The organism is Pseudomonas sp. GV047 (assembly GCF_003058245.1).
Lineage (GTDB): Bacteria > Pseudomonadota > Gammaproteobacteria > Pseudomonadales > Pseudomonadaceae > Aquipseudomonas > Aquipseudomonas marginalis.
The window spans coordinates 216,969-229,691 of record NZ_QCWA01000009.1; the positions used below are offsets into that span (position 1 = coordinate 216,969).

Annotated in this window: 10 protein-coding genes; 2 read left to right on the top strand and 8 right to left on the bottom strand. The window is 63.1% G+C overall.

Features of this window, described 5'->3' with window-relative positions; translation table 11 throughout:
• Positions 1-69: 69 nt before the first annotated feature.
• The 6 genes from C8K58_RS22870 to iolC all read right to left on the bottom strand — a co-directional run bounded on the left by C8K58_RS22870 (position 70) and on the right by iolC (position 7,682).
• Complete coding sequence (locus C8K58_RS22870; protein ID WP_027606528.1) at positions 70-1,080, bottom strand: Gfo/Idh/MocA family protein; 1,011 nt, start codon at positions 1,078-1,080, stop codon at positions 70-72.
• 19 nt (positions 1,081-1,099) lie between these two features.
• A complete protein-coding gene (gene iolD, locus C8K58_RS22875) occupies positions 1,100-3,031 on the bottom strand; it encodes a 3D-(3,5/4)-trihydroxycyclohexane-1,2-dione acylhydrolase (decyclizing) (protein WP_027606529.1) in 1,932 nt (643 codons plus the stop codon).
• Positions 3,032-3,041: 10 nt separating this feature from the next.
• The gene (locus tag C8K58_RS22880) at positions 3,042-3,857 is read right to left on the bottom strand and encodes a TIM barrel protein (protein WP_065941173.1); all 816 of its coding nucleotides are present in this window, start codon (positions 3,855-3,857) and stop codon (positions 3,042-3,044) included.
• Positions 3,858-3,880: 23 nt separating this feature from the next.
• Positions 3,881-4,669: a 5-deoxy-glucuronate isomerase gene (gene iolB, locus C8K58_RS22885; protein WP_027606531.1), complete on the bottom strand. Its 789-nt coding sequence runs from the start codon at positions 4,667-4,669 to the stop codon at positions 3,881-3,883.
• Complete coding sequence (gene iolE / locus C8K58_RS22890; protein ID WP_065941171.1) at positions 4,666-5,559, bottom strand: myo-inosose-2 dehydratase; 894 nt, start codon at positions 5,557-5,559, stop codon at positions 4,666-4,668. Before iolE ends, iolB begins: the two co-directional genes overlap by 4 nt.
• A gap of 185 nt (positions 5,560-5,744) precedes the next feature.
• A complete protein-coding gene (iolC, locus tag C8K58_RS22895; RefSeq protein ID WP_098479731.1) occupies positions 5,745-7,682 on the bottom strand; it encodes a 5-dehydro-2-deoxygluconokinase in 1,938 nt (645 codons plus the stop codon).
• A 284-nt stretch (positions 7,683-7,966) separates the two neighbouring features.
• Here iolC and C8K58_RS22900 point away from each other — a divergent pair, with 284 nt between their 5' ends.
• Positions 7,967-8,875, top strand: a complete 909-nt coding sequence (locus tag C8K58_RS22900; protein ID WP_010211026.1) for a MurR/RpiR family transcriptional regulator — start codon at positions 7,967-7,969, stop codon at positions 8,873-8,875.
• Here the strand turns inward: C8K58_RS22900 and C8K58_RS22905 are convergent.
• Entirely contained in the window at positions 8,805-10,289 is a 1,485-nt protein-coding gene (locus tag C8K58_RS22905) for a PLP-dependent aminotransferase family protein (protein WP_098479732.1), read from the bottom strand. The genes C8K58_RS22900 and C8K58_RS22905 overlap by 71 nt on opposite strands.
• A 92-nt stretch (positions 10,290-10,381) precedes the next feature.
• On the opposite strand from C8K58_RS22905, the gene C8K58_RS22910 reads away from it, so the two are divergent.
• Positions 10,382-11,605, top strand: coding sequence for a multidrug effflux MFS transporter (locus C8K58_RS22910; RefSeq protein ID WP_043293615.1), 1,224 nt, complete (start codon positions 10,382-10,384; stop codon positions 11,603-11,605).
• A 98-nt stretch (positions 11,606-11,703) separates the two neighbouring features.
• Here the strand turns inward: C8K58_RS22910 and C8K58_RS22915 are convergent, their stop codons facing one another.
• Positions 11,704-12,609, bottom strand: coding sequence for a hypothetical protein (locus tag C8K58_RS22915; RefSeq protein WP_098479734.1), 906 nt, complete (start codon positions 12,607-12,609; stop codon positions 11,704-11,706).
• Positions 12,610-12,723 lie beyond the last annotated feature (114 nt).

Genomic DNA, 12,723 nt, shown 5'->3' on the forward strand with positions numbered 1-12,723 from the left:
TTGGAAACCAATCAACTGTGGGAGGGGGCAAGCCCCCTCCCACATTTTTGACAGAGTTCCTTCAGTGATTTAGCCGTAGAAGTGTGGGCGATCCGGCAGGCTGACCTTGACGATCTGCTCACTGCCCTGGGCCTCGATGCACGCATCCGCCGCCACCGCCGCCGCAAAGCCATCCCACGCCGACGGCCCACCGACCTGACCGGCGCGCACGCTATCGATGAAGGCCTGCAACTCCACGTCATAGGCCCCGATAAAACGGTCCTTCCAATCCATCAGGATCGCGTTCGACAGCTTGGCCCCACTGCGCAACTGCACCTGGGACGGCTCCGGCAGTTTGGCGATGCCGGTCTCCCCCACCACTTCGCACTGGATGTCGTAGCCGTACTGGCAGTTCACAAACACTTCCACATCGATACGGGTGCCCTTGGCGGTTTCCAGCAGCACGATCTGCGGGTCGCGCAGATGGGCCAGGGCCTTGCTGGTCTTGCGCGGGAACACCACCTGCACCGACACGTAGTCGTCGTTGAGCAGCCAGCGCAGGACATCCAGCTCGTGAATCAGGGTGTCGGTAATCGCCATGTCGGTCTTGTAGTTCTCGCCCACCGTCGGGTTGCGGTGCGCGCAGTGCAGCATCAACGGCTCGCCGATCTGGCCGCTGTCGATCACCGCCTTGAGGGCGCGATAACCTTCGTCATAGGGGCGCATAAAGCCCACTTGCACCAGGCGCTTGCCGTAGGCCACTTCGGCGTCGACGATCCTGCGGCAGCCTTCAGCCGTCACCGCCAGGGGCTTCTCACAGAACACTGGTTTGCCGGCGGCGATGGCGGCGAGCACGAATTCCTCGTGGCTCGGGCCCCAGGACGTGACCAGGATCGCCTCGACCTGCGGCGAGTTGATCAGCCCATGGCCATCCGCGTACACCTCGGCGTCCAGCTTCAACTCCGCGACCACCTTGGCGGCCTGCTCAAGGTTGATGTCGGTCACCGCCACCACCTGGCTGTTGAGCAGGGTCTGGCTGCAACGACGAATATGATCGCGGCCGATGGCGCCGGTACCGATTACACCAAGCTTCAAAGACATACAAACGCTCCTCTTGTTATTAGTACTGCCGGGCCTTGGCCAGGTGTTCATTGAGTTTTTTCGCCGCCGCGTTGGTGCGCTCGCTGGTGGACACCTGCGCCACCCCCACCCGCCACCACGACAGGTAGCCGTGGACCATGGTCTTGGGCAACACCTTGATGTCGATCAGGGTCGAGATGCTTTGCGTGCGCGCATCGGCCAGGGCCGCTTCCAGCTGCTCCACCGTGCTGACCTTGTAGGTCTTGCAGCCATAGGCCGCCGCACTCATGGCGAAATCCACCGGCACCAGGCCGCCGTCGAGCTTGCCGCTCTCGGGGTTGCGGTAGCGGAACTCGGTGCCGAAGCTGTCCATGCCGTTGCCGATCTGCAGGTTGTTGATGCAACCGAAGGCCATGTTGTCGAGCAGCACCACGTTGATCTTGCGGCGTTCCTGGATCGAGGTGGCCAGCTCCGAGTGCAGCATCATGTAGGAGCCATCGCCGACCAGGGCATAGACCTCCTTGGTCGGTTCGGCGAGCTTCACGCCGAGGGCGGCGTTGATCTCATAGCCCATGCACGAATAACCGTACTCGACGTGGTAGGTGTTGACGCCCTTGCTGCGCCAGGCACGCTGCAGGTCGCCGGGCAGGCTGCCGGCCGCGGCGACAATGATCGCGTCGTCGGCCAGGGTCTGGTTGAGGACGCCGAGCACCCGGCTCTGGGTCAGGCACGAGCCGGTCAGTTCGATAAATTCACGCAGCACGGCGCGGTCCAGGTGGTCGTCGACTTCCGGTACGAAATCATCGCCGTGGTACTCGACCTGATGCACACGGTCCACTTCGGCGTCCAGCTGCGCCTTGGCGTCGGCGATCTGCTCGCCCCAGCCGGAACGGTAATCACCAAGGGCATCGGCCAGCGCTTCGAGGGCGACCTTGGCGTCGGCCAGCACCTGCACGCCGTCGAGTTTCAAGGCGTCGCAGGGGCTGATATTGAGGTTGAGAAACTTCACCTCGGCATGCTTGAACAGCGACTTCGACGAGGTGGTGAAGTCGGTGTAACGGGTGCCGATGCCGATGATCAGGTCGGCCTCGGGCGCCAACAGGTTGGCGGCCAGGCAGCCGGTTTCGCCGATGCCGCCCACGTTCAGTGGATGGCTGGAGACCACCGCGCTCTTGCCCGCCTGGGTTTCGGCGAAAGGAATATCAAAGCGCTCGGCAAAGGCTTGCAAGGCAGCATTCGCACCAGAGTACTTCACGCCGCCACCGCAGATGATCAGCGGCTTGCGCTTGCCCCGGAAAGCCGCCACCCCATCGCTGGTCATCGCGGCGGTGGCCGGGCGGCGGTCGATACGGTGCACGCGTTTTTGCAGGAAGTAATCGGGGTAGTCCCAGGCCTCGGCCTGCACGTCCTGGGGCAGCGCCAGGGTCACCGCGCCGGTTTCGGCGGGGTCGGTGAGCACGCGCATGGCATGAATCGCCGCCGTCATCAGTTGCTCGGGGCGGTTGATGCGGTCCCAGTATTTGCTCACGGAGCGGAAGGCATCGTTGGTGCTGATGCTGAGGTCGTGGAACTGCTCGATCTGTTGCAGCACCGGGTCAGGCTGGCGGCTGGCGTAGACATCGCCGGGCAGCAACAGCAACGGGATACGGTTGGCGGTGGCGGTCGCCGCAGCGGTGAGCATATTCGCCGCACCTGGGCCAACGGAGGCGGTGCAGGCGTAGATCTTGCGACGCAGGTGCTGCTTGGCAAAACCGATGGCGGCATGGGCCATGCCCTGCTCGTTACGACCCTGATGCACCACCAGGTCGCCGCTGTCCTGCTCCAGGGCCTGGCCCAAGCCCAGCACGTTGCCGTGGCCGAAAATGGTGAACACGCCGGCGACGAACTTGCTCTGCACGCCATCGACTTCGATGTACTGGTTGTCCAAAAACTTTACCAGGGCCTGGGCCATGGTCAGTCGGGTGGTGGTCATGTCGCGCCCCTTATCGTTTCTGCAGGTGGGCGATGCTTGCCCCCAAGGCCTGCTGGATATCCGCCAGCTCGTGCACGCTTGTCGCAAACGGTTCGAACGACAGGTAGCCGCTGTAACCGCTGCTGAGCAAGGTGTCGATCTGCGCGGTATTGCCGAGGATATCGCCCTCGCCCACCAGCACGCGGTGGCCGTCGCGGATCGAATTGAGCGGCGCCTGGGCGTCTTCCACGCCGGAGATATGCACCAGCCCGGTCAGCTCCGGGAAGAACTCATGCTCGCTGGCCAGGTGGTGGTGGAAGGTGTCGTGCACCAGGCGGAATACATCCAGGCCGCCGATGGACTGGATCGCATCCACCGCCACGCGCTTGCGGCGCATGGCACATTCTTCAAAGCCCAGGGGCTCGATAAACCCGAGAATCCCGTACTCGCGCAGGATCGGCGCCAGCTGGCTCAACGCGGTGCGCAAACCGGCGGCGCGCTGGGCTTCGTTGCGGGTGTCGCCGGGTTCATTGAACGGGCACATCACCAAGCCTTGCGCACCACATTCGCGGGCATAGGTGGCGAGCGCTATCGCCTGGGCGCGGCGCTCGTCATTCCACACATCAAAGGGGTACAGCGCGTTGATCGACAGCACCGTGATGCCCTGGGCCGCGCACAATTCGCGCACGCGGCCGGCAGGAGTGCCGTATTCGATCTGGCGATCCTTGAGGTCGTTGCGAATCTCGATGGCATCGCATTTCAAGGCCACGGCCAGCTGGATGAAATCCGGCAGGGACAGGTTGGGCGCGACCATACGGTTGAGGGCAAAGCGTAGAGGCGACTTCATTGTTGTTCTCCGTCCAACACCGTTCAAAGGTCCAGCAGCCAACTGTGCTGCGGGTCGTTGTGGAAATGCCAGGCGCGTTTGGGGCCGGCCATCACGTTCAGGTAGTAAGACTCGTAGCCATACGGCACGCTGACCGGGTGATAGCCCTTGGGCACCACCACCAGGTCGCTGTTTTCCACGGCCATGGCCTGGTCGATGCTGCGGTCGTCGGTGTACACCCGCTGGAACACAAAGCCCTGGGGCGGGTTGATCTGGTGATAGTAGGTCTCTTCGAGAAAGCTCTGGTGCGGCAGGTCGTCGGTGTCGTGCTTGTGCGGCGGGTAGCTCGACGAATGCCCGGACGGCGTGCGCACCTCCACCACCAGCAGCGAATGGGCCGGGTCGGTATCCGGCAGGATGTCGCACACGTAACGGGTATTGGCGCCTTTGCCGCGGACGCTGCGCTTGCACTGTTCGGGGCGGATCAGGCGTGGCTCGAAACCCGGCGCACCCGGTGCGGCGCACACGGCAATCTGCACGTCGCTCAACGCGGTGACCTGGGCATCGGTACCCGGCGGCAGATAGGCGGCGAACGGCGATTTGTCCTCGAACACCGACTGGCGATCACCGAGGTTCTGCCAGTTGAAGCCCTCGCCTTCGATAGTCACCCGGCCGCTGAGCAGCACCAGGCACAGCTCTTTATCGCCGGCGGTGACCGGCAGGGTTTCACCCAGGCTCAAACGGTAGGCGGCAAAGCCTACGTATTCCAGGCGGCCCTCTTCCAGGGCGACCATGGTCTGCCCACGTTTATTGCTTTTTACCAGCAAGCTCATGGTTGGGTCCTCTCATCGAGAAGCGCACGCAATGTGTCATAGCCCTTTTTCGCATAGACGTAGCTGGGCGCCACGGCCGGGTCCTGCTCGGCTTCCACCACCAGCCAGCCCGCGTATTTCGCGGCCAGCAGCACATCGAGCAACTCGGCAAAATCGATATCGCCGTCACCGGGCACGGTGAAGGTGCCGTTGACGATGCAATCGGGGAAGCTCCACATCTGGTTGCGCGCCAGTTGCACCACGGCTTTGCGCACGTCCTTGAAATGCACGTGGCAGACGCGGTCGATATGCTTGCGCAACACCTCGATGGGTTCGCCGCCGCCCATGTAGCAGTGGCCCGAATCGAACAGCAGGCCGACTTCCGGCCCGGTACGGCCCATCAACTGATCGATGTCTTCAGGCGATTCGACGTACGCCCCCATATGGTGGTGGTAGGCCAGGCGCACGCCCTGGGACAGGGTAAAACGCGCCAGCTCGGTAAGTTTGTCGGCGTAGTCCTGCCAGGCCTGTTCACTGTGGAACCGAGGACGTTCGATCAGGCGAATGCGCGAGCCCTGGATCGAATCGGCCACCTCGCCGTACACCAGCACCTTGGCGCCGTTTTGTTTCAGCAGTTCGACGTGACCGGCGATGGCCTCGATTTCTTCGGCCACCGAGCGACGGGCCAGGCGACTGGAGTACCAGCCGGAGACCAGCGCCAGGTCATAGGGGCGCAGGACGTCGCCGACGCCCTTGGCGTCCTTGGGGAATTTGCCGTTGAGCTCGAAACCTTCGTAGCCGATTTCCTTGCCTTCGCTCAGGGCGGTGCTCAGCGGGGTTTCACCGCCGAGGGCCGGAAGGTCGTCGTTGCTCCAGGAGATCGGGTTGATGCCAATTCGGATTGCGGGCATGGCTGCACCTTTATTATTTTCAGGTATCACTGAGATCTGCTTTCTGCTTTCTGTGGGAGTGGGCTTGCCCCCGATAGCGAAGTGTCAGGCAACACTGTTGTAACTGCACCACCGCCATCGGGGGCGAGTCGAATCGTCGCACCGCCCCTCCCACATTAGATTGCATTGCACATTTAGGACTGGGTTCAGCCTCGGGCACTGCGCCAGGCGTTGATCAACTGCTCAAAGGTCGCCTGGACCTGCTGGATCAACGTCTCGTCATCGATCTCCCCCGCCATCCACAAACGGCTCGGTTCCTGGAAGATCGTGCGGCCCACGGCAAACCCACGGCAGGTGCTGCTCTGGCTGGCTTGCTGGAAGCCGGCGGCCAGGCATTCGGCCGAGGCATTCAGGCCCAGCAACACCACGCCACGGCAGTACGGGTCGCGTTCCTGGATCAGTTCGTCGAGCTTTTTCCAGTCCTCGGCCGACTGTGCCTCGATCTTCCACCACGCCGGGTAGATGCCCAGGTTGTACAGGCGCTTGAGGCTGCGGTAGAGCACGTCCGGGTAAGTGGACGGATGATCCTTGGGCGGGATGACCTCCAGCAGCAGTTCATGGCCGCTGGTCACCGACGCCTCGTACACCGCCTTGAGCTGCGCTTCCTGTTCCAGGCGCAACAGGGGCTCGTCGTCGGGGTGGTATTGCACCAGGCACTTGATGATCTGTTCCTGGGGCCAGGCAATCAGGTTGCTGCCGATCGAGCGGCCATGTTCGAACGCCAGGGGCCGCGAGTTCTGCACTTCCACCGGACGCGCGATCCACCAGCCGCGCCCGCTGGCGGCATTGAGCGCGTCCTGGCCGAAGCGCTGGTCGGCCAACAGGCCCACATCGGCCTCGACGCCCTGCTCGGCGAGCTTTTTCTCCACGCGTTCGATGGCCTGGATAAACAGCTGCTTGATCTCGCTGATGCGGGTCAGGTCCTGGCCGCCGCGTTGCGCCAGGTCCACCAGTTGCCAGCGGTGATCGAAGGCAAAGATGAACAGCTGCTTCCAGGCCTTGCGCGGCACGGTGACGCGGTGCAGGCGTTGCAGGGTCGCGTCCTGGTCAGGCCGGGTGATCGGCACCGGGCTGTTGAACAGGTAATCCAGTTCGGCCGGGGTCGGCATGGCCGGCGCACAGGCGTGGCGCGAGACCACGAGACCGCCGCAGGCATTGGCCAACTGGCTGCAACGCTCATCGCTGGCGTCATTGATCCAACCGCTGAGGAAGCCCGACATAAAGGCATCGCCGGCGCCCAGCACGTTAAGCACTTCAACCCGCACGCCAGGGTAGATGGCGCCCTCTTCCAGGCGCGCCGGAATCGCGCCGTGGATCACCGTGCAGCCTTGCGGGCCGAGCTTGACCACCAGGGTCGCCGGGGTCAGGTCACGCACGGTGCGCAGGGCGGTGAGCAGATCTTCGCTGCCGCCGGCGATCAGGAATTCTTCTTCGGTGCCGACGATCAGGTCGAAACGCGGCAGGATTTTCTGCACATGCTGGCTGACGTTCTGGTCGGCGACAAACCGGGTTTCACCGTCAGCCTTACCCGCCAGGCCCCACAACACGGGGCGGTAGTCGATATCCAGCACGCGCTTGACGTTGTGCTTGGCCGCATAGTCCAGGGCCTGGATGCTGGCCTTGTACACGCCGTCGGTGGAGAAATGCGTGCCGGTGATCAGCAAGGCCTTGCTCGAGGCGATAAAGGCTTCGTTGACGTCTTCGGCGCGCAGGGCCATGTCGGCGCAGTTTTCGCGGTAGAACACCAGCGGGAAGGTTTCGCGGTCCTTGAGGCCCAGCAGCACCATGGCGGTGAGGCGTTCCGGGTCGACCTTGATGCCGCTGACATCGCAGCCTTCGCGGGCCAGGGATTCCACCAGGAAACGGCCCATATGGTCGTCCCCCACCCGGCTCAACATCGCCGACTTGAGCCCCAGCCGGGCAGTGCCGAACGCGATATTGGCGGAGGAACCGCCGAGGTATTTGGCGAAGCTGGACACGTCCTCAAGCCGCGCACCTACTTGCTGTGCGTAGAGGTCGACGCCCAGGCGCCCGAGGCAAATCAGATCCAATTGACGCCCACTGGCAAAACGAGTCTGGCCCATGCTGGCTCCTGTTATTTTTATCAGCCTGCGTTGTGCCGCCGTGGCGACGGCAAACGCTCTTGGTGGGAGCAGACTAGAACGTCCGGCGGCAGCAATCAATATTTATTCCATAATTATTTTTAGTGGAATATTTTTTCCAATACGTCAGCATAGGCGCACGCCAGCCGCCGTGCATCGTTTCAGCAGGCCACGCGGGCCGTGATGCCGGGGTATTTTTTTGCGCCTACCCTGTAGACTTGCGCCACCCATCAGCGCATCAGAAGAACACGCCAGAAGGATTGCCCATGTCCCGCACCGATCCCGAGACCACCCTGGAAGACACCATCGCCAGCCCTCCGATCAACGCCGAACGCCTGTTGCAGCTGATCACCGACGAATACGAAAGCCTGCCGCGCCAGCTCAAGCGCATCGCCAGCTACATGAGCCAGCAGAGCGACCGGATCATGGTCGACCGCATCAGCGACATCGCCCGCGAATGCGAAGTGCACCCTTCGGCGATCGTGCGGTTTTCCCAGCGTTTCGGCTTCAGTGGGTTCAGTGAGATGCAGGCGCTGTTTCGCGAGGCCTACACCCACAAGACCACACCGGTGCAGAACTACCAGCAGCGCATCCGCAGCATGATCGCCAACAAGTCGCAGAAAGCCAGCGGCGGCGACCTGGCCCGCGAGTGCGTCAATGCAACCCTGTCGGGTATCGAGCGCCTGGGGCTGGAGCTGGATGACGTGGCTTTCGACAAGGCCGTGGACCTGGTGGTCAACGCCGACAACATCTACGTGGTCGGCGTGCGCCGTTCATTCGCGGTGGCCGATTACCTGGTCTACAACCTGCAGCACACCAACAAGCGTATCCACCTGATCTCCGGCCTGGGCGGCAGCTATCGCGAGCAGATGCGCAGCGTGCGTGCCAATGACCTGGTGATCGCCATCAGCTTCACGCCCTACGGCAAAGAGACCCAGCACTGCCTGCGGATCGCCCAGCACCATCAGGCCAAGACCCTGATCATCACCGACAGCAACCTGTCGCCCCTGGCCAAGCGGGCCAACGCGGTGCTGCTGGTGAATGAAGGCTCGTCGTTTGCCTTCCGTTCGTTGAGCGCCACCTTGTGCCTGTGCCAGGCGTTGTTTATTGCCGTGGCGTACCGGCTGGAGTTGAAGGTGGATGAGATTCACGAGCAGGTCGGGTTTGATGACTGACCGGCAGTAATTGGGCTAGCGCACGCCCATGAAAGCGGATCTGCGCCAGGGTCAACGCGGTGTAGCCGATGATGACCGCCGGCGGCAGGATCGCCTCGACGCAGAACGTGCCCAAGGGCTGTAACGTCAACCCGACGGCAGCAGCACGGGAACAGAACTCGCCCTCCTCGACACCGCTCGGCAACCACAATACAAAGTGCAGGCCAGCCTGTTGCCCACTGATCGTACAGTGCGCTCCAAGGCAGTCGAGCAACACATCGCGCCGCGCCTGATAGGCCTGGCGCGAAGCCCGCAAGTGACGCACGAAAGCGCCGCTGCCGAGAAACTCCAGCAACCCCGACTGATCGCTGGCGCCCACCGACTGCCCGGTGAGTTGCAGGGTGCGCAGCAAGGCCGCGCGCAGTGCCTTGGGCACCACCATGAAGCCGACGCGCAAACCGGGGAACAGGTTTTTGTTGAAGCTGCCGCAGTAGATCACGCGGTCATGGGCGTCCAGGGATTTGAGCGCCGCCAGCGGTGCGCTGTGGTAGTTGTATTCGCTGTCGTAGTCGTCTTCCACCACCCAGGCTTCGGCGCGGGCAGCCCAGTCCAGCAGCGCCAGGCGTCGCGACACCGACAGGGTCATGCCCAGCGGTGCCTGGTGGGCCGGGGTGACGTAGGCCAGGCGCGCCGTGTCGGGGAGTTGCGCGGTATCCAGCCCTTCGGCCGTAACCGCAATCGCCCGGACCTCTGCCCCCGCCAGCCCGAACAGGCGGCGCGCGGGTGGATAGCCGGGGTCTTCGACGCAGGCGGTGTCACCGGGCTTGAGCAGCGTGCGCGCGATCAGGTCAAGGGCGTGGCGAATGCCGCTGGTGACGATCACTTCATCCGCCTCGCAGTGCATGCCGCGATAGCTGCGCAGGTAGTCGGCGATCTGTGCGCGCAGTTCCGGCAGCCCGGCGGGATGGCCCGCTTCCAGCGCCCCCGGCCCTGCCGATAGCAGTCCCCGGGAAATACAGCGGGCCCAGGCCTTCAGATCAAACAGGCTGGCGTCCGGGCGCCGAGCGACAAAAGGCACATGGCTCTGCACCCCGGACTCGGGGCGATCAACCGCCACTTCGCGACGCGGCATGGCACGCGGTGCAGGTGCCGCAATGAATTGCTCGGGGATCACCGCACACACCCGCGTACCGGAGCCGGCCACGCGCTGCACATAGCCCTCGCCGTGCAGGCGGTCGAATGCCGCCTCCAGGGTGCCACGGGATAACTGCCAGCGTTCGGCGAGGCTGCGGGTGGATGGCAAGCGACTGCCCGCCGGCAGCTGTCGGTTCAGGATCGCTGCACGCAGGGCCTCGTAGGCCCCTTGCTGCTTTCCCCTGTCCAAGCTGTCGGGGCGCGGCAGGTCCAGGGCGGAAGGGGTTTTTCCTCGGCTCATAGTGGTCCAATCATTTTTGCCACAAGCGGCCCTGAGGATTAAACCACAAAGCCGCTAGAGTCCGGGCTCTACTCCTTGCACAGAAGCCTCCCATGACGCAACGCGCCCTCTCCCCGTGGTTCTGGCTGATACTGCTGACCGTGCTGATCGGCCTGCCACGTATCACCCTGGACATGCACCTGCCTGCCCTGCCCGCCATGGCCGACTACTTCCAGACCAGCGACAGCCAGTTGCAACTGACCCTCACGCTGTACACCTTCGGTTCAGCGATCTCCCTGCTGATCAGCGGCCCGTTGACCGACCGTTTCGGCCGCCGTCCCGTATTGCTGGCGGGACTGTTTCTGTACGTGCTGGCTACCGTGGCCTGCGCCCTGGCCGACAGCATCGGTGTGCTGATCATCGCCCGCCTGTTCCAGGCCCTGGGCGGATGCTGCACCACGGTGATCGGTCGGGTGATCGTGCGCGATTATTTCGACCGCGATGAACAGGCACGCCTGCTCGGCCTGATTTCCATGGCCATGGCCGTGTCCCCGATGGCCGCTCCGGTGCTGGGCAGCCTGATGTTGCCCTTCATCGACTGGCGCGGCCTGTTTGTACTGCTCGGTGTGATCGGTGCAGTGCTCTACCTGGTGGTGTATCGCCGCCTGCCCGAAACCCGCCCGGCCGATGTCGCTGCCGCGCCGCCGGGCAACCTGCTGCGCCTCTACGGCCAGTTACTGCGCGACCGCTATTTCCTGCGCTATTCCCTGGCGATCGGCTGTGTGTACAGCACCTATTTCCCGTTTATCAGTGAGTCGTCGGCGCTGCTGCAGCGGGGTTTTCACCTGTCGGCCACGGCCTATGCACTGGTGTTCGCGGCCACCATCAGCGGCTACATGCTCGGCGCAAACCTGTTCCGCAGGCTGGTGCGGCGTTTCGAGCCGGACCGTTTGATCCATGCCGCTATCGGCTTGAACGTGCTGGGCAGTGTGATACTTGCAGCGGCCACCACCGCCATGCCGGGGCAATGGCTGGCGATCGTGCTGCCGATGGTGGTGATCATGGTGTCGGTGGGGATGGTGATTCCGGCGTGCCAACTGTCGGTGTTGCAGCCGTACGGTGCGATTGCGGGAACCGCATCGGGGTTGTTCTTCTTTACCCAGATGTTCCTCACTGCCGTGAGCAGTTGGGCCACCGGGCTGCTGTCCGACGGTACGTCGCAGCCGCTGGTGATCATGACCGCCGTTGCCAGCGCACTGTTGGCAGCAACCTGGCTGACACTCCACAAACCCAAATGTGGGAAGGAACTTGTCCCCTCCCACATCAGGCCGAGCTGAGCTCGGGATCAGTGCATGAAAATTGCGATCAGGATGATCACCGGGATCGGCACGCCGAGGAACCACAGAAGTAATGAGCGCATGGTGTTCTCCTTGAATTAACGAACGTAGGTTTCGGTTTCGACGTACACCACGGCATCGCGGCGACGGCCACCAAAGGTTGCAGCGAAACTGGCAAAGAAAGCGCCGATCAACAGGGCGACAAAGGTCCACAGCGAGGTATAGGCGGCGACTTTCGCGGCCGTTTCTGCAGCTTGCTTGGCCTTGAGCTTGGCGTCTTCCACCGCTTTACGCGCATCGCCGTAGACTTTGTCGATACGCGCTTCGGCATCGGCCTGGCTGAGGTTGGTGCGCTGGCTGATCAACTGGGCCAGGTAGGCACGGTCTTCAGCGGCGAGTTGGCCGTCATTGCTCAGGGTGCGGGTGAAAATGCGCGCAACCACGCCATGGGCAGCGTCATCACTGACGGCAACCGGGCGATCATCACGAAACAGGCTGTCGACGTAGTAGTCAAAATCGCCACCGTTGGCGCCTTTGGCTGCGCTGCCTGCGGCCTGGGTGATACCGCTGGCCGCACCGGCTGCCACGCTGGCACCGGCTTTCACGCCGCCGGTGACGACACTGCTGACCGAACCGACCACCAGCACGGCAGTGATCAGCGTGGCGACGGCCCAGGCCAGGAAACCATGGGCGGTGTCGCGAAAGTACACCTCATCGCCATGCATATTGGCCCACTTCACCCGCAACCGGCCGGCGATATAACCACCCAATCCGGACGCGACGATCTGGGTAAAGGCCAGCCAGACAATCGTGGAAATGCCAAGCCCCTTGGCGCTGATGCCGCTGTCGGCCCACGGCGACACCGCCGAGAAACCCAGGCCGAAGCCCAGCAATACCAGAATCAGGGATAACGCAGCCGCCGCAGCGGCCCCGGCAAAGATAGCCCCCCAGGAAACCCCGGAGCGCGCGCTCGACTCTTGCAGCGTGGATGACGATGTGATCATTGTTATGGTGCTCCCGGCAGGAAAAATAGTGTTACAAGTCTCAAAAGGGACAGTGCAGGCAGCATGCCAGTCGCGCTGAAAATTAAATCCTTTTAATTTCAACAGGTTAAGTAA

Coding starts and splice junctions, on each gene's coding strand:
- C8K58_RS22870 (WP_027606528.1), bottom strand. CDS start 1,080: ATGTCTTTGAAGCTTGGTGTAATCGGTACCGGCGCCATCGGCCGCGAT.
- iolD (WP_027606529.1), bottom strand. CDS start 3,031: ATGACCACCACCCGACTGACCATGGCCCAGGCCCTGGTAAAGTTTTTG.
- C8K58_RS22880 (WP_065941173.1), bottom strand. CDS start 3,857: ATGAAGTCGCCTCTACGCTTTGCCCTCAACCGTATGGTCGCGCCCAAC.
- iolB (WP_027606531.1), bottom strand. CDS start 4,669: ATGAGCTTGCTGGTAAAAAGCAATAAACGTGGGCAGACCATGGTCGCC.
- iolE (WP_065941171.1), bottom strand. CDS start 5,559: ATGCCCGCAATCCGAATTGGCATCAACCCGATCTCCTGGAGCAACGAC.
- iolC (WP_098479731.1), bottom strand. CDS start 7,682: ATGGGCCAGACTCGTTTTGCCAGTGGGCGTCAATTGGATCTGATTTGC.
- C8K58_RS22900 (WP_010211026.1), top strand. CDS start 7,967: ATGTCCCGCACCGATCCCGAGACCACCCTGGAAGACACCATCGCCAGC.
- C8K58_RS22905 (WP_098479732.1), bottom strand. CDS start 10,289: ATGAGCCGAGGAAAAACCCCTTCCGCCCTGGACCTGCCGCGCCCCGAC.
- C8K58_RS22910 (WP_043293615.1), top strand. CDS start 10,382: ATGACGCAACGCGCCCTCTCCCCGTGGTTCTGGCTGATACTGCTGACC.
- C8K58_RS22915 (WP_098479734.1), bottom strand. CDS start 12,609: ATGATCACATCGTCATCCACGCTGCAAGAGTCGAGCGCGCGCTCCGGG.